23 protein-coding genes are annotated in these 25,690 nt (G+C 71.3%); 12 read left to right on the plus strand and 11 right to left on the minus strand.

Annotated features, from left to right (window positions below; genetic code table 11):
• Positions 1 to 42: 42 nt before the first annotated feature.
• Positions 43 to 1,236 (minus strand): RtcB family protein, encoded by a 1,194-nt coding sequence (locus ACH4VO_RS21590; protein ID WP_360986861.1) that lies wholly within the window; start codon positions 1,234 to 1,236, stop codon positions 43 to 45.
• 172 nt (positions 1,237 to 1,408) lie between these two features.
• Here ACH4VO_RS21590 and ACH4VO_RS21595 point away from each other — a divergent pair, with 172 nt between their 5' ends.
• The 3 genes from ACH4VO_RS21595 (at position 1,409) to ACH4VO_RS21605 (ending at position 5,016) form a co-directional block, all read left to right on the plus strand.
• Positions 1,409 to 2,230: a DUF3558 domain-containing protein gene (locus tag ACH4VO_RS21595; RefSeq protein WP_360986858.1), complete on the plus strand. Its 822-nt coding sequence runs from the start codon at positions 1,409 to 1,411 to the stop codon at positions 2,228 to 2,230.
• Positions 2,231 to 2,516: 286 nt separating this feature from the next.
• Entirely contained in the window at positions 2,517 to 3,374 is an 858-nt protein-coding gene (locus tag ACH4VO_RS21600; protein WP_360986855.1) for a DUF3558 domain-containing protein, read from the plus strand.
• 214 nt (positions 3,375 to 3,588) lie between these two features.
• Positions 3,589 to 5,016, plus strand: a complete 1,428-nt coding sequence (locus ACH4VO_RS21605; RefSeq protein WP_360986852.1) for a DUF2637 domain-containing protein — start codon at positions 3,589 to 3,591, stop codon at positions 5,014 to 5,016.
• A gap of 87 nt (positions 5,017 to 5,103) precedes the next feature.
• Here the strand turns inward: ACH4VO_RS21605 and lysS are convergent, their stop codons facing one another.
• A complete protein-coding gene (gene lysS / locus ACH4VO_RS21610) occupies positions 5,104 to 6,855 on the minus strand; it encodes a lysine--tRNA ligase (protein WP_360986849.1) in 1,752 nt (583 codons plus the stop codon).
• Positions 6,856 to 6,999: 144 nt separating this feature from the next.
• On the opposite strand from lysS, the gene argS reads away from it, so the two are divergent.
• Positions 7,000 to 8,769, plus strand: a complete 1,770-nt coding sequence (argS, locus tag ACH4VO_RS21615) for an arginine--tRNA ligase (protein ID WP_360986846.1) — start codon at positions 7,000 to 7,002, stop codon at positions 8,767 to 8,769.
• Positions 8,770 to 8,835: 66 nt separating this feature from the next.
• Here argS and ACH4VO_RS21620 read toward each other — a convergent pair whose 3' ends face one another.
• The 3 genes from ACH4VO_RS21620 to ACH4VO_RS21630 form a co-directional block, all read right to left on the minus strand.
• Positions 8,836 to 9,264, minus strand: a complete 429-nt coding sequence (locus ACH4VO_RS21620; RefSeq protein WP_360986843.1) for a hypothetical protein — start codon at positions 9,262 to 9,264, stop codon at positions 8,836 to 8,838.
• An 89-nt stretch (positions 9,265 to 9,353) separates the two neighbouring features.
• Positions 9,354 to 10,547 (minus strand): phospholipase D-like domain-containing protein, encoded by a 1,194-nt coding sequence (locus ACH4VO_RS21625; protein WP_360986840.1) that lies wholly within the window; start codon positions 10,545 to 10,547, stop codon positions 9,354 to 9,356.
• A gap of 56 nt (positions 10,548 to 10,603) precedes the next feature.
• On the minus strand, positions 10,604 to 12,139 hold the full coding sequence (locus ACH4VO_RS21630; protein ID WP_360986837.1) for a helix-turn-helix transcriptional regulator: 1,536 nt from the start codon (positions 12,137 to 12,139) through the stop codon (positions 10,604 to 10,606).
• A gap of 378 nt (positions 12,140 to 12,517) precedes the next feature.
• Here ACH4VO_RS21630 and ACH4VO_RS21635 point away from each other — a divergent pair, with 378 nt between their 5' ends.
• From ACH4VO_RS21635 to ACH4VO_RS21665, 7 genes are all read left to right on the plus strand, one after another.
• Positions 12,518 to 13,288 (plus strand): DUF4232 domain-containing protein, encoded by a 771-nt coding sequence (locus ACH4VO_RS21635; RefSeq protein ID WP_360986834.1) that lies wholly within the window; start codon positions 12,518 to 12,520, stop codon positions 13,286 to 13,288.
• Positions 13,289 to 13,475: 187 nt separating this feature from the next.
• Positions 13,476 to 13,907: a hypothetical protein gene (locus tag ACH4VO_RS21640; protein ID WP_360986831.1), complete on the plus strand. Its 432-nt coding sequence runs from the start codon at positions 13,476 to 13,478 to the stop codon at positions 13,905 to 13,907.
• A gap of 29 nt (positions 13,908 to 13,936) precedes the next feature.
• Entirely contained in the window at positions 13,937 to 15,289 is a 1,353-nt protein-coding gene (locus ACH4VO_RS21645; protein WP_360986828.1) for a hypothetical protein, read from the plus strand.
• A 28-nt stretch (positions 15,290 to 15,317) separates the two neighbouring features.
• Entirely contained in the window at positions 15,318 to 15,821 is a 504-nt protein-coding gene (locus ACH4VO_RS21650) for a hypothetical protein (RefSeq protein ID WP_360986826.1), read from the plus strand.
• Positions 15,822 to 15,823: 2 nt separating this feature from the next.
• The gene (locus ACH4VO_RS21655; RefSeq protein WP_360986823.1) at positions 15,824 to 16,285 is read left to right on the plus strand and encodes a hypothetical protein; all 462 of its coding nucleotides are present in this window, start codon (positions 15,824 to 15,826) and stop codon (positions 16,283 to 16,285) included.
• 164 nt (positions 16,286 to 16,449) lie between these two features.
• On the plus strand, positions 16,450 to 16,671 hold the full coding sequence (locus ACH4VO_RS21660; RefSeq protein WP_398441174.1) for a DUF4253 domain-containing protein: 222 nt from the start codon (positions 16,450 to 16,452) through the stop codon (positions 16,669 to 16,671).
• A gap of 48 nt (positions 16,672 to 16,719) precedes the next feature.
• Positions 16,720 to 17,070, plus strand: a complete 351-nt coding sequence (locus ACH4VO_RS21665) for a hypothetical protein (RefSeq protein WP_360986820.1) — start codon at positions 16,720 to 16,722, stop codon at positions 17,068 to 17,070.
• Positions 17,071 to 17,078: 8 nt separating this feature from the next.
• Here ACH4VO_RS21665 and ACH4VO_RS21670 read toward each other — a convergent pair whose 3' ends face one another.
• Together ACH4VO_RS21670 and hemB are read right to left on the minus strand one after the other, a co-directional pair.
• Positions 17,079 to 18,071, minus strand: coding sequence for a MarR family transcriptional regulator (locus ACH4VO_RS21670; RefSeq protein ID WP_360986817.1), 993 nt, complete (start codon positions 18,069 to 18,071; stop codon positions 17,079 to 17,081).
• Positions 18,072 to 18,776: 705 nt separating this feature from the next.
• On the minus strand, positions 18,777 to 19,772 hold the full coding sequence (gene hemB / locus ACH4VO_RS21675) for a porphobilinogen synthase (RefSeq protein WP_360986814.1): 996 nt from the start codon (positions 19,770 to 19,772) through the stop codon (positions 18,777 to 18,779).
• Positions 19,773 to 19,922: 150 nt separating this feature from the next.
• Here hemB and ACH4VO_RS21680 point away from each other — a divergent pair, with 150 nt between their 5' ends.
• Complete coding sequence (locus tag ACH4VO_RS21680) at positions 19,923 to 20,660, plus strand: class I SAM-dependent methyltransferase (RefSeq protein WP_360986811.1); 738 nt, start codon at positions 19,923 to 19,925, stop codon at positions 20,658 to 20,660.
• A 97-nt stretch (positions 20,661 to 20,757) separates the two neighbouring features.
• Here ACH4VO_RS21680 and ACH4VO_RS21685 read toward each other — a convergent pair whose 3' ends face one another.
• From ACH4VO_RS21685 to ACH4VO_RS21700, 4 genes are read right to left on the minus strand one after another with little or no spacing between them, the layout of a single operon-like run.
• On the minus strand, positions 20,758 to 22,425 hold the full coding sequence (locus tag ACH4VO_RS21685) for a bifunctional uroporphyrinogen-III C-methyltransferase/uroporphyrinogen-III synthase (protein WP_360986808.1): 1,668 nt from the start codon (positions 22,423 to 22,425) through the stop codon (positions 20,758 to 20,760).
• Positions 22,422 to 23,408 (minus strand): hydroxymethylbilane synthase, encoded by a 987-nt coding sequence (gene hemC / locus ACH4VO_RS21690; RefSeq protein ID WP_360986805.1) that lies wholly within the window; start codon positions 23,406 to 23,408, stop codon positions 22,422 to 22,424. The genes ACH4VO_RS21685 and hemC overlap by 4 nt, the downstream gene beginning before the upstream one ends.
• A complete protein-coding gene (locus ACH4VO_RS21695) occupies positions 23,405 to 24,895 on the minus strand; it encodes a glutamyl-tRNA reductase (RefSeq protein WP_360986802.1) in 1,491 nt (496 codons plus the stop codon). Before ACH4VO_RS21695 ends, hemC begins: the two co-directional genes overlap by 4 nt.
• Positions 24,892 to 25,677 carry a redox-sensing transcriptional repressor Rex gene (locus tag ACH4VO_RS21700; RefSeq protein ID WP_360986799.1) on the minus strand — a complete coding sequence of 262 codons (786 nt, stop codon included), beginning with the start codon at positions 25,675 to 25,677 and terminating at the stop codon, positions 24,892 to 24,894. The genes ACH4VO_RS21695 and ACH4VO_RS21700 overlap by 4 nt, the downstream gene beginning before the upstream one ends.
• Positions 25,678 to 25,690 lie beyond the last annotated feature (13 nt).

The raw sequence follows: 25,690 nt of genomic DNA on the forward strand, positions 1-25,690 counted from the left end.
GCCCCGGCCCGCACAGGGCCGGGACCTGACGGCCGGGCGGTCTCAGCCCTTCACGCACACGACCTGCTTGAGCTTCGCGACGACCTCGACCAGGTCCCGCTGCTGATCGATGACCTGCTCGATCGGCTTGTACGCGGCCGGGATCTCGTCCACCACACCCGAGTCCTTGCGGCACTCCACACCCCGCGTCTGCTCCTCCAGGTCCTTCGTCGAGAACCTCCGCTTCGCGGCGTTCCGGCTCATCCGGCGCCCGGCGCCATGCGAGGCGGAGTTGAACGACTTCGCGTTGCCCAGGCCCTTCACGATGTACGAACCGGTGCCCATGGAGCCCGGGATGATCCCGAGGTCCCCGGAACCCGCCCGGATCGCGCCCTTCCGGGTGACCAGCAGGTCCATGCCCTCGTACCGCTCCTCCGCCACGTAGTTGTGGTGGCAGGAGATGACCGGCTCGAACGTCACCTTCGCCTTCCTGAACTCCTTCCGGACCACGTCCTGGAAAAGGCTCATCATGATCGACCGGTTGTACTTGGCGTACTCCTGTGCCCAGAAGAGGTCGTTGCGGTACGCCGCCATCTGAGGGGTGCCGGCGATGAACACGGCCAGGTCCCGGTCGACGACGTCCTGGTTGTGGGGGAGCTTCTGGGCCTGCCCGATGTGGAAGTCGGCGAGTTCCTTACCGATGTTGCGGGACCCGGAATGCAGCATCAGCCACACCGATCCCGCCTCGTCGAGGCAGAACTCGATGAAGTGGTTGCCACTTCCGAGCGTTCCCATCTGCTTCGTGGCGCGCTCCTGTCGGAATTTGACCGCGTCGGCGACTCCGTCGAATCGCGCCCAGAAGTCGTCCCAGCCGGAGACCGGAAACCCGTGCAACCTGCCCGGATCCACCATGTCGTCGTGCATCCCGCGGCCGACCGGGATCGCCTGCTCGATCTTCGACCGGAGCCGCGACAGGTCCCCCGGCAGGTCGTTCGCCGTCAGCGACGTCCTCACCGCCGACATTCCGCAGCCGATGTCCACGCCCACCGCCGCCGGGCAGACCGCGCCGTGCATCGCGATCACCGAGCCGACCGTCGCGCCCTTGCCGAAGTGGACGTCCGGCATGACGGCGAGGCCCTTGATCCAGGGCAGCGTGGCCACGTTCCGCAGCTGCCCCATGGCGGCGTCCTCCACCGAGGCCGGGTCCGCCCACATACGGATGGGTACGTTCGCGCCCGGCACCTCTACGTACGACATAACTCCTCGATTCCCCCGGAAAAGACTGAAGCGCAAAACCGGTGCCAAGGTCGGCATATCGGTCGGCCGACCGGCATTCACAGCGGCGCGTGCGATACACATTGTGTCCATCGGCCGCCATCGGGCGGCAACCTGTTTTCCGTACCGAAGGGAGCCTGGGATCGTGCGACACATGGCGTACGTACCCGGCGTCGCGCTGCTCGCAGCGCTCGTCGCCGGCTGCAGCGCCGGTTCCGACGCCGACGACACCCGCGCCGACAGCAAAGCCGGCAGCCCGACGGTCTCGGCCGCACCTCCCGGCAAGTACCGGACGCTGCCCGAATCCTGCCGCGCCGTGCCCCGTACCACCCTCAGGGACCTGCTGCCGGGCGCCGCCGAACTGCCGGAGGAACAGCAGGAGAAGGTGTACGAGGGCACCGCCGCCGTCACCTACGACACCGACCGCAAGGTCGGCTGCCGCTGGAAGTCGGACGCCCCGGACGCCTCCCGGAACCTCTCCATCGACTTCGAGCGTGTCGTCTCCTACGACCCCGCGGTGAGCGACGACGACCGTGCCCGCGAGGTGTACGCCGCCAAGGAGGACGCCGCCGGCCTGCCGGCGGCGTCCGGCACCACGGACGTGGCCACCGGCGCCCCCGGCACCCCTTCCCACGGCTCTCCGGGCGGACCGGCCTCCGCCACCCCCACCACGGAACCGTCCGGCGATGGTGGACCCGACGCGGGCACCGAAGGCAGCACCGGTCCGGACGAGGCACTCCAGCCCCGGCTGCTCGACGGCCTCGGCGACGCCGCGTTCCTCGACGATGTGCTCGCCCGGGCCGGATCGACGACGCAGCACCGCACCGTGAGCGTGGTATTCCGCACATCGAACGTCATCGTCACCGTCCTGTACAGCGAGCAGCCGGCCGTCGTCGCCAAGGTGCCCGACAGCAGGGAACTGCAGGACAAGGCCCAGGCCCTGGCCCGGAATCTGGCGGAGACCCTCAACGAGTGACCGGCGCGTGACGGGCCCCTGCCGGGGCTCCGTCACGCGCCCGGGCCGCTGCCCGGGACGCCATGCCGCCTCCGTCCGTCGTACCGTGGCCGTCCGGAGCACCGGGTCCCGCCGCTCCGGCCGACCGAAGCACGCCGAGACAGACCCATCGACCGACGCACGACACGACAACCACACCGGCCGATCCGCAGCGGGTACCCCCTCGGCGGGAGTGCCCGCAGCCGGAACGACGCACCGCCGACCGCCCGCACGACCGAGACCGCCGTGCCGCCCGAGTGAAGGAACCATGCACCGATCAGCCCCGCGACTGTCCCGCATACTCGCCTGCGCCGCCGTACCGGTGATGCTCGTCGTCGCCGGCTGCTCGTCGGACTCCGACGACAAGAAGGACTCGGCCTCCTCCGCCGCGCCGAGCGCGACGAAGACGGAGCCGACCGTCGAGGCCGCCAAGTTCGCCCGCCTGCCGGACGCCTGCACGTCGATCGGCCGGAAGACGATCGTGTCCCTGGTCCCGAAGACCAAGAACAAGGGCGGCACGCCGGGCAAGTCGAGCGACACCGCGACGCGCGGCAGCTGCTCCTGGAACGGCCTGGACGACAACGGCGTCAAGGGCTCGCAGTACCGCTGGCTGGACGTCGGCTTCACCCGCTTCGAGTCCGACCAGTCCCTGGGCAGCGGTGCCGAGCGGGCGACGCAGGAGTACACGAAGCAGGTCGCGAAGGCGCAGGCCACGGAGGGCGCCCAGAAGGTGGCCGCCACCCCCACCCCCGGCCTCGGCGAGCAGGCCGTGACCGTCACCTACGACCTCACCAAGACGAGTGAGGACTTCAAGTACGCGACCGTCCTGGCCCGTACGGGCAACGTCGTCGTCAGCCTCACCTACAACGGTGCCGGATACGCCGGAGCGAAGACCCCCGACGCCGGTGACATCCTCAAGGACGCCCGGAAGGCCGCCAAGGAAGCCGTCGCGGCGGTGGACGCCGCAGGCGCACCCTCCGCCGGCACGCCCTCGGCCTCGTCCTCCCCCACGTCATCGGCGAAGGAGTCGGACACCGCCTCCGGCAGGACGACGGCCAAGTCGTCGCGCGGGACCACGGCGAAGTCGTCGGGCAAGGCTTCCGGCAGGGCGACGGCGAAGTCGTAGACCGGACCCGGCACGGCGACGGCCACGTCCTGAACCGGACCCGGCAGGGACGCGAACTCCCCTGCACAACGGCACTTCCTCGGAGCCCGGACCGCCCTGACGGTCCGGGCTCCGCCCCCTCCCCGCGCACCACGCCTCGCACGCATGTGCCAGGCTGTGCCGCGCCGGATGCCGAAACGGGGGCCGGTTCAACGAAGTCGGGAGGGGACAGCGGGTGGCCGCGATGCAGCTGACACGCACACACCGAGTACTCATCGGGGTCGTCGTCGCCGGTGCGGTACTCATCGCCGCGATCGGTTTCGCGGGCTCGTACGCCGCCGTGCGCGAACTGGCGGAGGAGAAGGGGTTCGGCCAGTTCTCGCTGGTCTTCCCGATCGGCATCGACGCGGGTATCTGCGTCCTGCTCGCGCTGGACCTCCTGCTGACCTGGATGCGCATCCCGTTCCCGCTGCTGCGCCAGACGGCGTGGCTCCTGACGGCGGCGACGATCGCGTTCAACGGCGCCGCCGCCTGGCCCGACCCGCTGGGCACCGGCATGCACGCGGTGATCCCGGTGCTGTTCGTCGTCTCCGTCGAGGCAGCCCGCCACGCCGTGGGCCGGATCGCGGACATCACGGCGGACAAGCACATGGAAGGCGTCCGCCTCACCCGGTGGCTCCTGTCCCCCGTCCCGACCTTCAAGTTGTGGCGGCGCATGAAGCTGTGGGAGCTGCGCAGTTACGAGCAGGTCATCAAGCTCGAACAGGACCGGCTGATCTACCAGGCCCGTCTGCAGGCCCGGTTCGGCCGGAACTGGCGCCGCAAGGCACCCGTCGAGTCGATGATGCCGCTGCGTCTGGCCAAGTACGGCGTCCCGCTCGCCGAGACCGCTCCGGCCGGCCTCGCCGCCGCGGGCATCGAGCCCGCCCTCCTGCCGCCCGTGCCGGTGGTGGAGCCCGGACAGCAGGCGCCGCAGCTCGCGTACGCCCCGCAGCAGGGGCCCGCGGACCCGCAGCCGGAACACCACCGGCGGCAGCGGCCCCCACAGCACGAGCAGCAGCACGAGCGCCGGCACGTGCAGCACCAGGAGGACCGGTCGCACGAGGAGGAGTGGCCCGAGGAGGGTCCCGGCTCCCACGACAGCCCGTGGTTCGCGGCCCCCCAGGTGCCGGACGACGCGTACGAGAGCGCGTACAACCCGACGTACGTCGAGGGCCTGGAGCCCACCCCGGTGCAGATCCCCTCCGGGCCGGGGCGTACCCGCCCGCTCGGCAACGTGGGCACCATCGGCGCGTTCCCGCACCCCCGGGCCGCCGAACCGCAGCCCGGCCCGGCTGCGGAGCAGGACCCGCGGGAGCAGCGGGCCGGGGCGGCGCGACAGGCCCGTCCGGAGCCGGAGCAGCCGGACGCGGAGCAGCCCCGGGACGCCCAGCAGGAGGCGGAATGGGCCGCGGCGGAGGCCGAATTCGGCGAGATCGCGTACGAGGTCTTCGCCGCCTACACCCATCAGCACCAGGACTACCCCAACGCGGCGGTGCTCGACATCCACCTCGCCGACGGGCACAACGTCCGCCACCCCCGCAGCGGCGCCCTTCTGCGCCGGATGCTGCCGGGCTTCCGGCAGCGTTTCGACAACGAGATGTCCGCCGACCACATCGCGTGACGGAGCGCGCGGAAAGCGCGGTACGCGGACAGGAAGAACCGGGCGGGCCGGCAAGCGGCCCGCCCGGCGGTGTCTCCGGCGGCGGCGTTACGCGCCGAGCAGCCTGCGGACCCGGTCCGCCCCCACCGCGAGCAGCAGCGTGGGCAGCCGCGGCCCGGTGTCCCGGCCGACGAGCAGCCGGTACAGCAGCGCGAAGAAGGACCGCTGGGCGGCCTTCAGTTCGGGCGTGGGCTTGGCGTCGGGCGCCAGGCCCTCGAGCACCTTCGGCACGCCGTAGACGAGCGTGGTCAGCCCGTCCAGCGACCAGTGCGAGTCGAGCCCTTCCAGCAGCAGCCGCAGCGACTCGCGGCCCTGCTCGTCCAGGGAGCCGAGCAGCTCCTTGTCCGGCTCGTCACGGACGATCGTGCGGGCCTCCGCCGGGACCTGGGTGGAGATCCAGTTCTCGGCGCGGTCCAGCCGGGGCCGTACCTCGTCGAGCGAGGTCAGCGGGCTCGAAGGGTCCAGTTCGCCGAGGATCCGCAGCGTCTGGTCCTCGGCACCGGCCGTGATGTCCACGACCGAGGCGAGCGTCCGGTACGGCAGCGGGCGCGGCGTGCCGGGCAGCTCACCGGCGGCCGTGCCCACGGCCCGGGCGTAGGCGGCGGCGTCGGCGGGCAGCACCGAGCCGTCGGCCACCTTGCGGCCCAGCGAGTCCCACTCGTCGTAGAGCCGCTGGATCTCCTGGTCGAAGGCGATCTTGAAGGACTGGTTGGGCTTGCGGCGCGCGTAGAGCCAGCGCAGCAGCGGCGCCTCCATGATCTTCAGCGCGTCGGCCGGGGTCGGCACACCGCCCTTGCTGGAGGACATCTTCGCCATGCCGGAGATACCGACGAACGCGTACATCGGGCCGATCGGCTGGACGCCGTCGAACACCTCGCGAACGATCTGTCCGCCGACGACGAACGAGGAGCCCGGCGAGGAGTGGTCCACACCGCTGGGCTCGAAGATCACGCCCTCGTAGGCCCAGCGCATCGGCCAGTCGACCTTCCAGACGAGCTTGCCCCGGTTGAACTCGTTCAGCCGGACCGTCTCGGCGAAGCCGCAGGCCGAGCAGGTGTAGTTCAGCTCGGTCGTGTCGTCGTCGTAGGAGGTGACGACGGTGAGGTCCTTCTCGCAGTTGCCGCAGTAGGGCTTGTACGGGAAGTAACCGGCCGCGCTGGAGCTGCCGTCGTCCTCGCTCGCCGCACCGGACCCCTCGGCGGCCTCCAGCTCCGCCTCGTCCACCTTCTGCTGCTGCTTCTTCCCGCCGCCCGCGGCCCCGTCCTTCTTGGTCCGGTAGCGGTCCAGGACGGCGTCGATGTCGGCGCGGTGCCGCATCGCGTGCAGGATCTGCTCGCGGTACGCGCCCGCCAGGTACTGCTCGGTCTGGCTGATGCCGTCGTACTCCACACCGAGCTCGTCCAGCGCCTCGGTCATGGCGGCCTTGAAGTGCTCCGCCCAGTTCGGGTACGCCGACCCGGCCGGTGCGGGCACCGAGGTCAGCGGCTTGCCGATGTGCTCGGTCCAGGACGCGTCGACGCCCGCGACGCCGTTCGGCACCTTGCGGTAGCGGTCGTAGTCGTCCCAGGAGATCAGGTGCCGCACGGTGTACCCGCGGCGGCGGATCTCGTCGGCGACCAGGTGCGGCGTCATGACCTCGCGGAGGTTGCCCAGGTGGATCGGGCCCGAGGGGGAGAGACCGGAGGCGACGACGACCGGTTTGCCAGGCGCACGTCGCTCCGATTCGGCGATGACATCGTCCGCGAAGCGGGAGACCCAGTCGGTCTCGGTGCTGCTCTGACTCGAAGCCACGGTCGGCACGTCCTTCTCTCGTGTAGGACTCGTAGGGGCACCCCGTCGGGGGCACCCCCATTCTCCCAGGTGCCACCCGCAGCGCGAAAACGGCTTTACGCCCCGTGGGATACTGGGGTGATCCTTCGTCCCCTACGGAAACGGCAGCCGCTCATGGCTTCGGTCCCTTCCCTCGCTTCCACGCTCCAGCAGCAGCTCGCGGACGCCCTGACGGCAGCTCTGCCGGAGGCCGGCGCCGCGGACCCGCTGCTGCGACGAAGCGACCGGGCCGACTTCCAGGCCAACGGCATCCTCGCGCTCGCCAAGAAGCTCAAGGGCAACCCGCGTGAGCTGGCCGCCCAGGTCACGGCCGCCCTGCCGGCGGGCGAGCTGATCAAGGACATCGAGGTCTCCGGCCCCGGCTTCCTGAACGTGACGCTCACCGACCGCGCGATCACCACGGCGCTCGCCGCGCGGGCCGCCGACGGCGACCGGCTCGGCGTGCCCCTGAAGACCGCCCCCGGCACGACCGTGATCGACTACGCCCAGCCGAACGTGGCCAAGGAGATGCACGTCGGCCACCTGCGGTCGGCGGTCATCGGTGACGCGATGGTCCAGATCCTCGAGTTCACCGGCGAGAACGTCATCCGGCGCCACCACATCGGCGACTGGGGCACGCAGTTCGGCATGCTCATCCAGTACCTCTTCGAGCACCCGGGCGAGCTGAAGCACGAGGGTGACGCGGCGGACGGCGAGGCGGCGATGTCGTCCCTCAACCGCGTCTACAAGGCCTCGCGGGTCCTCTTCGACTCCGACGAGGAGTTCAAGGCCCGCTCCCGGGACCGGGTGGTGGCCCTCCAGGCCGGCGACCCGGAGACCCTGGCGCACTGGCAGCGCTTCGTCGACGAGTCGAAGATCTACTTCTACTCCGTCTTCGACAAGCTCGACATGGAGATCCGCGACCCCGACATCGTCGGCGAGTCCGGGTACAACGACATGCTCGAGGAGACCTGCCGGATCCTGGAGGAGACGGGCGTCGCCGTCCGCTCCGAGGGTGCGCTGTGCGTGTTCTTCGACGACGTGAAGGGCCCGGACGGCAACCCGGTCCCGCTGATCGTGAAGAAGACCAACGGCGGCTACGGCTACGCCGCCACCGACCTCTCCGCGATCCGCGACCGGGTCAGCAACCTCAAGGCCGACACCCTGGTCTACGTGGTGGACGCCCGGCAGTCCCTGCACTTCAAGATGGTCTTCGAGACGGCCCGCCGCGCAGGCTGGCTGGACGAGGACGTGAAGGCGCACCAGCTGGCCTTCGGCACGGTCCTCGGCAAGGACGGCAAGCCGTTCAAGACCCGTGAGGGCACCACCGTCCGGCTGGAGGACCTGCTGGACGAGGCCGTCGAGCGGGCCACCGCCGTGGTGCGCGAGAAGGCCGAAAAGGTGGGCCTGTCCGAGGAGGAGATCGTCGAGAACGGCCGGTACGTCGGCGTCGGCGCCGTGAAGTACGCGGACCTCTCGACCTCGGCCGTCCGGGACTACAAGTTCGACCTCGACCAGATGGTGTCGCTGAACGGCGACACGTCGGTGTACCTCCAGTACGCCTACGCCCGGATCCGCTCCATCCTGCGCAAGGCGGGCGAAGCGAAGCCGGCCGCGCACCCGGAGCTGGCGCTGGCGCCGGCCGAGCGCGCGCTGGGCCTGCACCTGGACCAGTTCGGCGAAGTCCTCGCCGAGGTCGCCCAGGGGTACGAACCGCACAAGCTCGCGGCGTACCTGTACCAGCTGGCCTCGCACCTCACCACGTTCTACGACCAGTGCCAGGTCCTGAGCGGGGACAACCCGGCGGAGGTCGTCGAGAACCGGCTGTTCCTCGTGGACCTCACCGCCCGCACCCTGCACGAGGGCATGCGGCTCCTCGGCATCAGGACGCCCGAGCGCCTCTGACACGCTGTCCGGTACAGCAGGCGGGCCCGGCACCTCGTGTGCCGGGCCCGTGCTGTGCCCGACGTCCTACTGGGGCCGGCCCAGCGCCCATCCCGACACGTCCGCCAGCCGGCCGCGCCACAGGGGCAGGTGCAGGGCTCCCGTGCCGCCGAGAAGGAGCGTGACGTCCCTCAGGTGGATCCAGCGCGGCAGGTGTCCCACCCCCTCACCCGCGGCCAGCTCCCGGATTCCCTGGTCCACCGTCTCGGGGAACTCCGCGATCAGGTTGGCGCCCTCGCCCTCGACCTGGCGCAGACTCCTCGCCCAGTCGGCCTTCCACGCCTCGTGACCGATCACGTCCCCGTGGAGCACACCGCCGGTGAGGGTGAGGGTGATCGGCAGGCTGGACCGCAGCTCTCTGTCCAGCAGCTGGATCAGCAGCTGCAGCTGCAGATCGGGCACCGGCTCCGTGATGACCGCAGCCGCTTCCGGTGGTGCCTGGACGGACTCGCTCATGGCGCACTCCCTTCACCTGACGGACGGCAGGTGAAGCCCCGTATGCCCCCCGTCGGGGCCGGCACACCCGAAGCACCGGGGCGCGTCCGTCACAGCCAGCGGCGGATGGGCAGGACGGCGGCCTCCCGCGCCCGCTGCAGCGGGGAGCGGCGCTTCCACCGGCCGCCCTCGATCAGCTCGCTCCTCTTCAGGTCCTCCTCGAAGTGACCGTCCAGGACCGCGGTGAACTCCTGGTCCAGCACGGCGAGCATCACTTCCTCGTCATGGTCCAGCGAGCGCCGGTTGAAGTTCGTCGAGCCGATCAGCGAGGCCACCCGGTCCACCGTCAGTGACTTGGTGTGCATCATCGTCGGCTGGTATTCGTAGATCTTCACGCCGCTGGCGATGAGGTCCTCGTAGTAGTGCTGCCCCGCCAGCTGGCACACCCGCTTGTCCGTGTGCGGGCCGGGCAGCAGGATCTCCACCGAGACGCCCCGCCGGGCCGTGTCGCAGAGCACCCCGATGAAATACGCGTCGGGTGCGAAGTAGGCCGTGGTGAGCCGCACCCGCTCCTGGGCGGATTCCATGACGACCCGGAGCAGGGTCTGCATGTCCTGCCACCCGAAGCTGGCCGAACCGCGTACCACCTGCACGATCGCGTCGCCCTGCGGCCGGAGTTCGATGAACCGGTCGCGGTCGGTGAACAGCTCGTCGTGGCACTCGGCCCAGTTCTGGGCGAACGCTGCGGCGAGGCCGTCCACCGCCGGGCCGCTCACCCGCACGTGGGTGTCGCGCCACTCGTGCTCGTCACGGGCGTCGCCGCACCACTCCTCCGCGATCCCGACGCCGCCGGTGAACGCGGTCTCCTCGTCGGTGATGAGCACCTTGCGGTGGCAGCGGTGGTTCTGCTTGAGCGGCGACAGGTACAGCGGCTTGCGGAACCACGCCACCTCCACCCCGGCCTCGTCCATCATCGCCAGCTGGTCCTTCTCGATCAGCCGGCTGCCGAACCCGTCCAGCAGCAGCCGCACCCGTACCCCTGCGCGGGCCCGCTCCGACAGCGCTTCGGCGAAATCCCGGGCTATGTCACCGCGCCAGTACACGAACGTCATCATGTCCACGGTGTGCTCCGCACTGCGGATCGCGCCCAGCATCGCGGCGAATATCTCGTCCCCGTTGCGGAGCGGTACGAGTGCGTTGCCCTCGGTGGCGGCGATACCTATCAGTCGCTCCAGCCGCCGCCGCAACCGCAGGATGCGCTCGGGGTAACCGGATTCCGGTCTGTCGTCTGTGTCACTGGACATGGGGCACCTACCGAAGGGGAGAAAATGGGGGTTCTCCGACTGTACTCCGCGCCCGGTCAGCGTTCGGGCTTCGCCCACTCGGCCGTGTCCGGCTGGTAGAGGTACTCCGGCCGACCCGTGAGGCTGCTGGTACGGAACGGCTTGCCGTTGTCGTCGATGCGTAGGGTCCCGCTCCGTCCGCCACTGCTCCACTCCAGCTCCAGGTACCAGGTCACGTCGTGGCCCTCCACATGGGCGTCGAGGTTGAACACCTCCACGTCCGTGGAGCTCACGCGGTACGGGAAGTCCTTCGCCGGCACGACGACGTCGCCGCGCTGCCCCGCGACCGGCCGCGAGCGCGGCAGGTTCTCGTCCAGGTCGATGTCGAAGGTCTGCGGCGTGATGCCGCTGCCGCAGCCCTCCCCCATCGAGAACGCGGACCAGGCGAGCGCCGGCTCGCGCCCCACGACCCGCACGTGCAGGTCCTTGAGCACCACCGCTTCCCGCGACATCCCCTGGAGGGTGAGTTCGAGCAGCATGTCGCCCCCGTCCACACCGCCGAGCGCCCTCGCCCAGTTGCGGGAGTCCTGGGGCGGGGGCGGCGACGGCATGGTGCCGGGGTCACGGTCGAACAGGTAGTACTTCCCGCAGGGCGACTCCCAGTTGTACGAGCTGATGACCGCGCTCACGGGGACGCCCCGCTCGTCCGCCCCGTCGCCCTGCCGCGCCGGCGCACCGGTGGGCGCGGAGGCGGAGGGTTCGGCGGAGGGAGTGGCGGAAGGGCCGTCGCCGGCCGACGGGGAGAGCTGTGGGCTCGGCGTCGCGGACACGCCGGCGGTACCGCGGCTCCCGCTCACGCTCGGGACGACCGGGACGGTCACGTCTGCGGCCTCGGTACGCCCCATGCCGTCGTCCGTGAGGCCACGGACGACGAGGGCGGCGGGCACGGTGAGCGCGACGACGGCCACCGCGGCGAGCAGAACGCGCAGGCGCCCGGAGGGCCGCCGGGCGGGGCCCGCCCCGGCCGGGGCGGGCGACTCCTCCGCAGCCGCCGGGTACCCGGCCCCTGGCCCTGCGGCCGCACCCCCGACCGGCCGGGGACCGGCCTGACGTCCTGCCCCCCGCCCTGCGTCACGCGCCGTCTCCGAGGCCACTTCCGGGGCCGGTTCCGGGACCGGTTCCGGGGCCGGTTCCGGGGCCGGTTCCCCTACCGACTCCGACTGCGCCCGCTCTTCCGTTTCCGTCCGCGCTTCCGCTTCCGCTTCTGCTTCCGGCTGAGGTGTGGCCCTCTGTGAGGGGCCGGCGCCGGGCTCGGCCGCAGCGTCGGAGACGGGCGCGACACCGGCCCCCGCCTTCCGCGCCCCCCGCCGCTTCGCCTCGTCGGCCAGGATCCACTTCCGGTGCAGGGCGACGAGCTCGTCCGGAGTCGCCCGGCACACCCGGGCGAAGCGTTCGACCGGCGCGTAGTCATGCGGAACGGCGTCGCCGTTGCAGTACCGGTGGACCGTCGAGGTACTCATGTGCAGCTTCCGGGCGAGCATCCCGTAACTCAGCCCGGAACGCTCCTTGAGCCCGCTCAGCTCCGCCGCGAAGTCCTGGATCTCCGTACCCACCCCGACCGTTCCTCCCTCTGGTTCCATCCCGGGAACGCGTTCCAGGGAGGTCTTGTCTTCGCAGGTCAGACGGCATTCCACCGTTCCGCTGTCCCGTACCGGCCGTGAGCCGTTGCCCTCGGAATCCAGCGCCGGACAGGATGTGGACACACCACCGGCCCGACCTCGTCCACCCCGGGAGACGCAGTGCGTACCCGCTTCGAACTGAGCCTGACGGACGCGGTAGCCACAGGAGTGCTGATCGCCTCCACGGCGAGCGTCATCACGCTCCTGTGCCACCTCTGACCACTCGTCATTGTCCAGTACATCCAGCACGACCCGGTGCGCCAAAGCGGCGCCCCGGACACGACAGACCTTCTGAACGGGGAGAACCACCTCATGCGCAACCGTCACTTCCGCCGCGCCGCCCGCACCTCCGTCCTCGGCACCGCCGCGCTGCTGGCCGCGGTCACACTGACCGCCTGCCAGGGGAGCAGCCAGGCGGCGGACAGCTCCGCCCCGGCGGCCGCCACCCCGTCCGAGCAGCCCACGGCCGGTTCCGAGGCGTCGGCCGACCAGGGCAAGGGTTCCACCGGTTCGGCTTCGGGCGACACCGGTGCGGACACCGCCGCGAGCTCCGGTTCGGGTTCCGGTTCCGGTTCGGGCTCGGGGTCCGGTTCCGGAACGGCCGACGCCCAGCCCGCCGTGAGCAAGTCGAAGGGCACCGGCGGCGACACCGGCCCCGTCACCCTCGCGTGCCACGGCGGGAACACCAAGGCGACGCTGAAGGCCGTCCCCCGGCCCGTCAACCACATGCTGCTCACCGTGACCAACACCGGTTCGAAGGCCTGCAACGCCTACTACTACCCGTACCTGCGGTTCGGCGAGGCGCAGTCCGTCCCCGAGGTCTTCGAGGACAGCAAGCCGCAGGCCGTGGTCACCCTCAGCCCCGGGGAGTCCGCCTACGCCGGCGTCATGACCTCCTCCGCCGACGGAAGCGGCACGGGCGGCTACTCCACCAAGGACCTGACGGTCAGCTTCCAGGGCCGCGACGGCTCCGGCTCCACCGGCACCTCCGCGCACGTCCCGCTCACCAAGCCGGTCTACGTCGACAGCACCCTGACCGTCACCTACTGGCAGACGAGCAAGGACGACGCCCTCATGTACTGAACCGGCCCGACGGAACCCTGGGCACGCACGACCTGCTCATGGCCGGACTCGCGACACCTCCTGGCACCTCGGACCGACCCACGGCGCGGCCCATCGCACAGCCGGTGGCCCCTACGTCCCGTCCCGCCACAGCGCGCGGGACGGGACGACTATATGATCGCCGCGTCGACACGGGGGGAGTAGCGACATGGTGGCGGATCCCGGCCAGGAATGGGGCAGCGCGCGAACAGGCGGCGCGGGCCCCGGGGTGGGCACGCAGCTGAACGGCATACCGCCGGAGCCGTCCCGACCGGGCGGCTCCGTACCGGACTTCGCTTCGACGCCGGCGCAGAAGAAGACGGCGGCGAACACGGTGGAGAACGAGCTGGAGCCCAGCACGAAGAAGGCCGCGGACCACGCGGACGAGGCGACCGCCGCCGCCCGGAAGGGCTTCGGCGGCTGGGAGACGGCCTCCGGCCTGAAGACGGTCGCGGACACGTGGGACCAGCAGGTGAAGACCCTGATGGGCCGCCTGGCAGCCGAGAAGAACGCGCTGCGCGGAGCCTCGGGCCTCTTCGCGGACAATGACACCGGCGTGGGCAACCAACTGCTGTCGCAATCCAAGCTGAGCAACCTGTAGAGGCTGCGGTGCTCACCTATCACGAGGTCATGACCACCGACCTGGGCCTGCTGACGACGGCCGCCTCCACATGGGATTCGATGGCGGCCGAGTTGAACAAGGTCGAGACCCGCTACGGCGAGACGGTCCAGCAGATCTCCACGGGCCCGAGCTGGTCCGGTGTGAGCGCCGGTGTCGCGCGGACGAACTTCGCCGCGACCCGTTACGAGTACTCCGCCGCCCAGATCCAGGCCAAGGCGATCGCGAGCCTGCTGCGCGACGCCCACGAGCTGTTCACCGACCTCAGGAAGAAGCTCGAGAGCGCCCGCGACGACGCGATAGCCGCCGGCATGACCGTATCCGAGCAGGGATACGTCGCCTTCGACTACTCCCGGCTCACCCCCGCCGAACGCAGCGCGTACCACCACGACCCCGACGGCCAGAAGATCATCCGCGAATCCGTCGCTACGTGGACGCAGCACATCGACGACCGCGTCAAGGCCGTCTCCGAGGCCGACCGGAGCGTGAAGACCGCTCTCGCCGCCGCCGTCGTCGACAGCAACAAGGACGCTTTCGGCAAGGGCAACGACGCCACCTTCAACGGGTTCAACGCCCATCCCGTGGGGGACCTGGCGAAGGCCGGAGCACCCGGTGCCGACGAGTCCAAGACGAAGACCGACGGCTGGAAGTCCGAGGGCAAGACCTCGGCGACCGGGCCCGGCGCCGAGTTCAAGGTCACCGGCCCCAAGTACGGCAAGGAGGGTTCGGTCAAGGCCGCTGCCGACCTCTTCCACGTCAACGCCCAGGGAGCTCTGACCAACGGGGACTGGAAGCTCTCCGGGATCGCGGACGCCTACGGCGGTGCCCGGGCCACCGCGAACGCCGGCTTCACCGACGCGGGCCTCAACGCCAAGGCCGAGGCGTCCGCAGGCGTCCGCGGGCTCGCCGAGGGCCGGGCCGAGTACGGCCCCTACGCCGGTGTGTACGGGCGGGCCGAGGGCTTCGCCGGCGCGGAGGCGAGCGCAGGCGTCAAGGCGGGCAAGGACGGCGTGGTCGTCAACGCGAAGGCCTTCGCCGGGGCGAAGGCCTCCGTGGCCGGAGGCGGAGAGGTCGCCGGCATCGGCTTCGGCGCCACGGCCGAGGGGTGGGCCGGTCCTGGGGCCGAAGCCAAATGGGGCTTCGAGAAGAACGACGACGGCGTGTACAAGTTCGGGGGCAAGGTGGGGCTCTCCCCCGTCCTCGGCGGCTCCGTGGGGCTCGAGTTCACCGTTGATCCGGACAAGGTGTCCGAGAGTGTCGGCGACGCGGCCGACGCGGTGGGCAACGTGGTGGGCGACGGGGTCGACGCGCTCGGTGACGCCGCCGGGTCGGCCAAGGACACCGTGGGGGGCTGGTTCTCCTGATGTACTTCCGGTGGAAGGGGGGCACACGATGCCCATGACACTGCCCGTACCCATCGAGTTCCGCCTGCCGGAGGGCTGGATGCCGGCCGCGCCGCCGGACGACGTCGCCCTCCCGGACGTGGCCTTCGCCGCGGTGCATCCGCACCCGGACCACGGCTTCACCGCCAACATCACCGTCGTGGGGGAGGTCCCACCGGAAGCGGCGACTCTGGCGGAACTCGCCGACGAGTCGGCGCTGCGCCTGCGCGAGGCCGCCGGGCCGGTCGTGGTGGCCCACCGCCGCGAGGTCGGTTCCGCGGACGCTCCCGCCCTGACCCAGTGGCTCACGTTCTCGGCCGTCGTCGGCGGCACGCGACACGACCTCGTCCAGTCACAGGTCTTCCTGACCTTCCCGGACACCCACGATCCGCACCGGCGGGCGGTGATCCGGCTGGCCCTCACCGCGACGGCGACCCAGCACGAAGAGGTCCTGCGGGACTTCCAGGACTTCGTGCGCACGGTCGGCCCCGGCACGGGCGAGGAAGGAGCGTAACGATGGGCTTCCTGGACAACTACTTCGGCACCCGTGGACCCGAGGAGGGCGTCGCTCCACGCACGCCCCTGGAGGTCCGGACGGCGCTGCTGGCGCTCAACGGGCCGGGCGTCCCCTTCACCGTACGCAACGGAACGGCGAAGGAGGGCGACCTGGTGGCCGAGTGCAGCCTCCCCGAGCTGCGCGTGAGGCTCTGGACCCGGATGCGCCTGGACGCGGCGAAGCGGGAGGTACGAGCCCTCGACGAGCAGTGGGAGCTCTCGCTGACCGAGCACGTTCGCGGACAGCGCTCTCGCGGGCCGGCGAACGCGGTGTACCGGGTGTGGGGGAAGGAGACCGGACCCGACGGGCGCGAGCGCAGGGTCGAGACGTTCCGCTTCGAGACCCGGGATATGAAGGATCCCCTGCGCCAGGCGGTCCTGGACGCGGGATGGACCTGGCACGGCGTCCTGTTCCGGCTCTGACCGCCCCCCGACCGGTACGCAGGAGGGAGGCCTGGCGGGCCCCGACCGTCACCGGGGCCTCACCGGGAGGCAGGGGTGCGGACGTTCCCCCGCGTGCCGCACCGGTCTTCGGTACGGGCCGTCCGAGCGGTCCGATGTCAGTGGCGGACTCCAGGCTCACCACCATGGCAACGCTCCCGAACTCGGTTGCGTCCCTGTCCACTTCCGGTCCGGACGCCCCGCCGGACCGGCTCCTGCACGGCACCCGGGCGGCGGCGCGGACGCTGGCCGCCGAACACTTCGCGTTCTGTCCGGACACCATCGAGGCGGCCCCTCCGAACGGTCTGGACGCCTACGCCGAGAAGCATCTCCTGGGCCAGGAGACGTGGTCGTTCTGGTGGGACTGAGTAGGAGCGCTCAGGTGTCCGGTCGCCCAGCCCGGTTGACTCGTACGCATGCCCGACGACCTGCTCGATCCCCGTAGCCCTTACGCCTGGATCGCACCCCTGCTCTCGACACTCGTCACCCTGCCCGCAGCGGGTGCGGCCCTCTTCTACGGCGCGCTCTCCCCCATGGCCTGCGACTCCTGCAACGGCGCCGCCGCCGACCGCTTCACCGACTCGTTCGCAGTGGGCTGGGGCGTCCTCTGCGTCGGCCTGCTGCTGTCGCTGGTCGCGCTGGTGGCGAGCTGGGTCCTGCCCTGGCGCCGACGGCGGGACCCGGCCCGCTTGTTGCTCGCATGGGCCGCGCCCGCTGCCGTGCTGTGCGCCTTCATCGCCTTCATGGGCCTCGTCGACTGGCCCTGACCAGGCGGTCAGGGGGCTTTGAGCAGGTCGCGAAGCCCGGCGACGTACGCGCGCACGTCCCGTTCGGCGGGCAGTTCGACGGGGGCCTGCGGCGCCTCGCGCCCAGGCAGTCGGCAGGCGCGGCAGAGACCGTCCGGAAGTACCTCGGCTCGACCGGGTACCCCGCACTCGGTGCACTCCATCATCGCCCGCCCGGCAGGCGCACCGGCAGCGGGCGGCAGGGGGGCGGCGGGCGCCTGGGGCGGGATCTTGTCCGTGAGACGGCGGCGGACGAACCCGACCGGGGAGTCGACCTGGGCGGGCAGCCGGGCGACGAGGGCGTCGATGAGGTAGTCGGCGTCCACGCCACGCGCGAACCACCCTGCGGCCAGCGGCTCGAGGACCGCGCAGTCGGCTGCGGAGAGCGCCAGACGGGCATCGACGCGGCCGAGTCGTGCCAGGGCCGCGTACGCGACCGAAGGGCCCTCCTGCACGGGCGGGACCGGTGCCTGCGTCCGCTGCCGGGGGACGACGGGAGTCCCCGGCTGCCCGGCCTCGGGCACCGGCACGGCCTCCGCCCCGCGCACGACCTCGGGCTCGTCCACCGTCGGCTGCTTGCGTTCGGCACCGATGAGCGCCCCCCACCACGCGTTGTCACGGGCGGTGCGGGACCAGAACGTGCGGAAGACCCAGCGCACCTGCCCGCCCTCACCGGTCACCAGGCACCGCACGCGGCGCAGGTACCCGGCGACGGACAGGGCCCTGAGGGCCGAGCCGACCGCCTGCTGACCGTAGAGCGGCAGCTGCTTGGCCAGGCCCTTGACGTCCATGGCCGCGCCGTCGGGCAGCTGGTCGATGAACCCGGCGATGCTGCGCTCACGCGGCGGCAGCAGCGTGAAGTCGTCTCGGCCACGCGGCTGTTGGTCCGGGGCGGAGCGCTTGCCGTAACCGGGAGTGGCCATCGGGTACGGGCGCGAGGATGCGGGGGCGCGAAGGGCGGAGCTAGTCTGCTGGGTAGCCACGAGATCGGTCCTTCGATCTTGGGGTGAGACCCCGGCCTGGTGTTGCTAGCACCGCGTCGGGGTCGTTCTGTTTCCGCACCGTAAGCAGTCGCCACACTCTGCTGCAAGTTGGTCACGATTAGTCATACTTGCTGACCGCGACGGGTCCGGGAGGTCGGGAAGGTCTTTCCCCACCCTTCTTTCCCCTACCGGTTGTAAGAAGGCGCTCGAATCCCGGAGCCCGCATCCCGAAGCCCGCGTCCCGAAGCTCGAGCGTCGGGCCCGACGGCTGCCGCCACCACCCGGACGAGTGATCCCGCCCCTCCCGGAGCTCGATCCTCGGCACCCGGGTCCCGAAGCCTGAGCTTCGAGCTCCGGTTTCATGCCGTCGCCTCCGCACGATCCTCCGCCTGCTTCAGCACCCGCTCGATCGCCGCAGGCGGCTTGCCCGGCGGATAACCGCACGGACGCGGGAGCCGAAGCACCCGGGCCATGATCCGGTCCCCGGGGGTTGTCCCTGCGGATCCGCTCGTACCGCGCGTGCGCGATCCGCGCGAGGACCGAGTCGTCCATCTGCTCGCGACCGCCGAGGGTCGGCAGCCGGGGCGTCGCAGAAGGCCGGACACGGGCGAGGAGCGGGATTCCCGCCACCCGTAGCAGCGTTCTCGATGCCACGGAAAGCGGGCCACGACCTGTCGTGACCCGCTCCAGGACCTCCGCGAGGCGTCAGCGCCCGAGCCGTTGCGCGACCTCCGTCGCCCAGTACGTCAGGATCATCCGCGCCCCCGCCCGCCGGATGCCCAGCAGGCTCTCCATGATCGCCGCGTCACGGTCGATCCAGCCCTTCTCCGCGGCGGCCTCGATCATCGCGTACTCGCCGCTGATCTGGTACGCCGCGACCGGCACGTCCACCGTCTCGGCGACCTTGGCAAGGATGTCCAGGTACGGGCCGGCGGGCTTGACCATGACCATGTCGGCGCCCTCCTCCAGGTCGAGCGCCAGCTCGCGCAGCGACTCACGGATGTTCGCCGGGTCCTGCTGGTACGTCTTGCGGTCGCCCTTGAGCGAGGAGCCCACCGCCTCGCGGAACGGGCCGTAGAAGGCGGAGGAGTACTTCGCGGTGTAGGCGAGGATCGACACGTCCTCGTGCCCGGTCTGGTCCAGCGCGTCCCGGATCACCCCGACCTGGCCGTCCATCATGCCGCTCGGGCCCACCACGTGCGCGCCGGCGTCGGCCTGGACCTGGGCCATCTCGGCGTACCGCTCCAGCGTCGCGTCGTTGTCGACACGGCCGTCCTCGGTCAGCACCCCGCAGTGCCCGTGGTCCGTGTACTCGTCCAGACAGAGGTCGGACATGACCACGAGATCGTCGCCCACCTCCTTCCGGACCGCCCGCAGACCGGCCTGGAGAATGCCCTCCGGGTCGGTCCCCGCCGTCCCCCGGGCGTCCTTCTTCCCGTCCAGCGGTACGCCGAAGAGCATGATCCCCGAGACACCCGCCGCGACCGCGTCGACGGCGGCCTTCCGCAGCGTGTCCAGGGTGTGCTGCTGCACGCCGGGCATGGCCGAGATGGCGACCGGGGCGTCGATGCCCTCTCGCACGAACGCGGGCAGGATCAGGTTCGCCGGGTCGAGCCGGGTCTCGGCGACCATGCGGCGCATGACGGGGGTCGTCCGCAGCCGGCGGGGCCGCGAGCCGGGGAAGTTTCCGTAATCGGTCATCCTTCGAGACTAGACCCGCACACATCACCGGTTTACCGACATCCGAACCGGAAAAACACGGCCCCGACCAGCCCTCCGGGCCACCATGACACGACACCGGACGGAAATCACGTCGACAGAACCCCCCGAAGCCCGGCAGAGTGCCCGCTCGTGACGAGCAGCGAACTGTGGGACAAGGTGACCGCCGACCGCTACGACACCGAAGAGGGACCGAGATCCACCGCCGCCTTCCTCGGACCGACCCTCGACTTCCTCTCCGAACTCGCCGGTGACGGGCGGGCCCTGGAGTTCGCCATCGGGACCGGTCGCGTCGGCGTCCCACTCCGTGAACGCGGCATACCGGTGACCGGTATCGAGCTCTCCGAGCACATGGCGGCCGTACTACGACGCAAGATGGACGAGGACCGGCTCCCGGTCACCGTCGGGGACATGGCGACGACCGTCGTCCCCGGCACGTTCTCGCTGGTCTACGTCGTCTACAACACCATCTCGAACCTGCTCACCCAGGACGAGCAGGTCGAGTGCTTCCGCAACGCCGCACGCCATCTGGGACCCGGCGGCCGGTTCGTCGTCGAGCTCGGTGTGCCACCGCTGCGGCTCCTGCCGCCGACACAGACCGCGGTGCCGTTCGACATCTCCGAGCGGCACCTCGGCTTCGACACCTTCGACCTGGTCGGGCAGCTCCTCGTATCGCACCACTTCACCCGCGAGGAAGACGGCAGCTACCGACGCGGCAGCTGCCGCCAGCGATACGCGTGGCCGGCGGAACTCGACCTCATGGCGAAGATCGCCGGACTCCAGCTGGAACGCCGGGTCGCCGACTGGGAGGGGACACCGTTCACCCAGGACTCCGGCGGACACATCTCGGTATGGCGTAAGCCCCTCTGAGACCCGGAAGTCACGGGCGCGGCCGCACGGGGGTACGCGAAAGGGTCCGGCCGCTCCCCGAGGAAGCGACCGGACCCCGCACATCCGCTCCGACCGGTCAGGTCGTCGTCCGGCGCCGTCTCGCACCCGGACGGCGCTCGCTCGGCCGCGTCACCGGGTCACCGGCCTCCTTCGCCGCGTCCCGGCGCTGCGCGCCGAAGTCCGCCAGCGCCTGGGCCAGCTTGTGCACCGAGGGCTCCGGGGACAGGACGTCGACCCGCAGGCCGTGTTCCTCCGCGGTCTTCGCCGTGGCCGGACCGATGCACGCGATCACCGTCACGTTGTGCGGCTTGCCCGCGATACCGACCAGGTTGCGCACCGTCGAGGACGAGGTGAAGAGCACCGCGTCGAACCCGCCGCCCTTGATCGCCTCCCGGGTGTCGGCCGGCGGCGGCGAGGCGCGGACCGTGCGGTACGCGGTGACGTCGTCGACCTCCCAGCCCAGCTCGATGAGCCCGGCCACCAGCGTCTCCGTGGCGATGTCCGCCCGCGGCAGGAACACCCGGTCGATCGGGTCGAAGACCGGGTCGTACGGCGGCCAGTCCTCCAGCAGGCCGGCGGCCGACTGCTCGCCCGACGGAACCAGGTCCGGCTTCACACCGAAGTCGATCAGCGCAGCCGCCGTCTGCTCACCGACGGCCGCGACCTTGATCCCGGCGAAGGCACGGGCGTCGAGACCGTACTCCTCGAACTTCTCCCGCACGGCCTTCACCGCGTTCACCGAGGTGAAGGCGATCCACTCGTAGCGGCCCGTCACCAGACCCTTGACCGCGCGCTCCATCTGCTGGGGCGTGCGCGGCGGCTCCACGGCGATCGTCGGCACCTCGTGGGGCACCGCACCGTACGAACGCAGCTGGTCGGAGAGCGACGCCGCCTGCTCCTTCGTACGCGGCACGAGCACCTTCCAGCCGAACAGCGGCTTGGACTCGAACCACGCCAGCTGGTCGCGCCGGGCGGCGGAGCTGCGCTCCCCGACCACGGCTATGACCGGCTGGTGCCCGTCCGGCGACGGGAGGACCTTGGCCTGCTTCAGTACCTGGGCGATCGTCCCGAGGGTCGCCGTCCAGGTCCGCTGGCGGGTCGTGGTGCCGGCGATCGTGACCGTGAGCGGGGTGTCGGGCTTGCGGCCCGCCGAGACCAGCTCACCGGCGGCCGCGGCCACCGAGTCGAGCGACGTGGACACGACGGCCGTCGCGTCGCTCGCGCCGACCTCCGCCCAGCAGCGGTCCGAGGCGCTGCGGGCGTCGACGAAGCGCACATCGGCGCCCTGCGCGTCCCGCAGCGGTACCCCGGCGTACGCGGGCACCCCGACGGCGTTCGCCACACCGGGAACCACCTCGAAGGGCACACCCGCGGCGGCACAGGCGAGCATCTCCGCACCCGTGTCGCCGTCCATACCAGGATCGCCGGCGACAGCACGGACGACCCGCCTGCCGCCCTTGGCGGCCTCCATGACAAGATTGGCGGCGTCCCTGAGGACGGGCACCCCGGCGGCTGCTGACGCCATGTCAACAACCGTCATCTCAGGCGTGCTTACCCCTGCCCGCGCATGGCAGCGAACGACGTCGAGAACGTCGGGTTCCGCCACAAGGACGTCCGCGCTCGCGAGCGCCTCGACAGCGCGAAGAGTCAGCAGTCCCGGGTCGCCGGGACCGGCGCCGAGGAAGGTGACGTGCCCTGCGGACAGGACAGGGAAGTCGGATACGACGGGGCCGATGGGGCTCAAAGTGCTCGCTCCCCCATAAGACCGGCCGCACCCTTGGCAAGCATCTCGGCCGCGAGTTCGCGACCGAGGGCCGCCGCGCCGTCGTGCGACGTGGGAACGGAACCGGTGATGGACATCTGCACCAGGCGGGCGCCGTCGGGGGAACCGACGACACCGCGCAGGCGCAGTTCGTTGACAGTCTGCCCGTCGACCAGGAGGTCGGCCAGCGCACCCACAGGTGCGGAGCAGCCGGCCTCCAGGGCGGCGAGCAGGGCGCGCTCGGCGGTCACGGCGGCCCGGGTGTGCGGGTCGTCGAGCTCGGCGAGAGCTGCGGCGAGGTCGGCGCTGCTCGCAGCGCACTCGATCGCCAGTGCTCCCTGGCCGGGAGCGGGCAGGACGGTGTCGACCGGCAGGAAGTCCGTCACCTCACCGGTCCGGCCGAGACGGCTGAGCCCGGCGGCGGCCAGAACCACCGCGTCCAGCTCACCGCTTCGTACGAAACCGATACGCGTGTCGACGTTGCCACGGATCGCCACGGTCTCGATGTCGAGACCGTGCGACCGGGCGTACGCGTTGAGCTGCGCCATCCGGCGCGGCGAACCGGTGCCGACGCGGGCACCGGACGGCAGCTGCCCCAAGGTCAGCCCGTCCCGCGCCACCAGTACGTCGCGCGGGTCCTCGCGCTGCGGTACGGCGGCCAGGACGAGGCCCTCCGGCTGTGCGGTCGGCAGGTCCTTGAGCGAGTGGACGGCGAAGTCCACGTCGCCGCGCGACAGCGCCTCGCGCAGGGCGGCGACGAACACGCCGGTCCCGCCGATCTGCGCCAGGTGCTCCCGGGAGATGTCGCCGTACGTCGTGATCTCGACCAGCTCGACGGCGCGCCCGGTCACCTTGCTGACGGCCTCGGCGACGATGCCGGACTGCGCCATGGCGAGCTTGCTGCGCCGGGTGCCGAGCCGGAGCGGTTTGGTGGTCTCCCCGCCCAGGGGTGAGTTGTCGGTCATGACCGCCCTCTATTCGGGTCGTTCAGGTCTGCCCGGGAGACGGCGGCCACCGTCTGCGGGTCGAGGTCGAAGAGTTCCCGCAGCGCGTCGGCGTACCCGGCGCCGCCGGGCTCGCTGGCGAGCTGCTTGACCCGCACGGTGGGCGCGTGCAGGAGCTTGTCGACGACGCGGCGCACGGTCTGCGTGATCTCGGCGCGCTGCTTCTCGTCCAGGTCGGGGAGGCGTCCGTCGAGCCGCGCGATCTCGCCGGCCACCACATCGGCGGCCATGGTGCGCAGGGCGACGACGGTCGGCGTGATGTGGGCGGCCCGCTGGGCGGCACCGAACGCGGCGACCTCCTCGGCGACGAGCGTGCGCACCCGGTCCACATCGGCGGCCATCGGGGCGTCCGCGGACGCCTCCGCGAGCGACTCGATGTCGACGAGGCGCACACCGTCGACGCGGTGGGCCGCTCCGTCGATGTCACGCGGCATGGCGAGGTCGAGGAGGTGCAGCCGTACGGGACCGGTGGCCGCGGGCGGCACGGGTGCCCGGCGCACAGCCCTGCCCTGTCCGGCCGCCGCGGCGGATCCGTTCTCCACCCAGGCGGCGTGCCGGTCCAGCTCGGCGGGCACGGCGGCCGGGGCCGTGGACGGCCTGTCCGCGGTGTCGAAGCCGACCCCGAGCGCCTCGGCGACGGCCTCGGCGGTCAGCACGAGCCCGGTCGCGCCGGTGCACGACACCACGACGTCGGCACGTGTCAGTTCGCCCGCCACCGCGCCCATCTCCACGGCGCGCGCCCGGCTCCGGCCGCTCTGGCCGAGGATCTCGACGAGCCGGTCGGCACGCGCCCGGGTCCGGTTGGCGACGACGACCTCGGCGACACCGGCGCGCACCAGGGTGGCGGCGGCGAGGGAGGACATCGAGCCGGCGCCGATCACCAGGGCACGCTTGCCCGCGGCCCACCCCGTCACCTCGGCGCCGTCCGCGAGCTGCTCCAGGCCGAACGTGACGAGCGACTGTCCGGCCCGGTCGATCCCGGTCTCGCTGTGGGCGCGCTTGCCGACCCGCAGGGCCTGCTGGAAGAGGTCGTTCAGCAGGCGTCCCGCGGTGTGGAGCTCCTGGCCCAGGGCGAGCGCGTCCTTGATCTGGCCGAGGATCTGCCCCTCGCCCACGACCATCGAGTCCAGCCCGCACGCCACCGAGAAGAGGTGGTGGACCGCACGGTCCTCGTAGTGCACATAGAGATACGGAGTGAGCTCGTCGAGTCCGACGCCGCTGTGCTGCGCGAGCAGCGTGGACAGCTCGGCCACGCCCGCGTGGAACTTGTCCACGTCCGCGTACAGCTCGATGCGGTTGCAGGTGGCCAGCACGGCCGCCTCGGTCGCGGGCTCCGCGGCGAGGGTGTCCTGCAGCAGCTTCATCTGGACGTCGGCCGGCAGCGAGGCCCGCTCCAGCACGGAGACGGGGGCGCTGCGGTGGCTCAGTCCTACGACCAGGAGGCTCATGCCGGCATCACGGCGGGCATGTCCCCGTCGGGTCCCTTCCGGCCGGCGGGGGTGGCGCGCACGGGCGGCGCCTGTCCGGCGTCGGCGTCCACGACCGCGACGCCGTCGGCGGCGGCTTCCTCGCCGGCCTTGCGCTGCTCGTGGAAGGCGAGGATCTGGAGTTCGATGGAGAGGTCCACCTTGCGCACGTCGACGCCGTCGGGCACGGAGAGCACCGTGGGCGCGAAGTTCAGGATGGACGTCACCCCGGCGGCGACGAGCCGGTCGCAGACCTGCTGGGCCGCGCCGGGCGGGGTGGTGATGACGCCGATGGACACACCGTTGTCACTGATGATCCGGTCCAGGTCGTCGGTGTGCTGGACGGCGATCCCGGCGACGGGCGTACCCGTCATGGCGGGGTCCGCGTCGATCAGGGCGGCGACGCGGAAACCGCGGGAGGCGAAACCGCCGTAGTTGGCGAGCGCGGCGCCGAGGTTGCCGATGCCGACGATGGCCACGGGCCAGTCCTGGGTGAGCCCGAGTTCGCGGGAGATCTGGTAGACGAGATACTCGACGTCGTACCCGACACCGCGGGTGCCGTAGGAGCCCAGGTAGCTGAAGTCCTTGCGCAGCTTGGCGGAGTTGACCCCCGCCGCCGCGGCGAGTTCCTCGGAGGAGACCGTGGGGACAGAGCGCTCGGAGAGCGCCGTCAGTGCGCGTAGATACAGCGGTAGCCGGGCGACGGTGGCCTCGGGAATTCCTCGGCTACGGGTCGCCGGTCGGTGAGTTCGGCCAGTTGCCACGGTGCTCCTGCGG

The sequence above is a fragment of the Streptomyces sp. NPDC020780 genome, assembly GCF_044334475.1.
GTDB lineage: Bacteria > Actinomycetota > Actinomycetes > Streptomycetales > Streptomycetaceae > Streptomyces.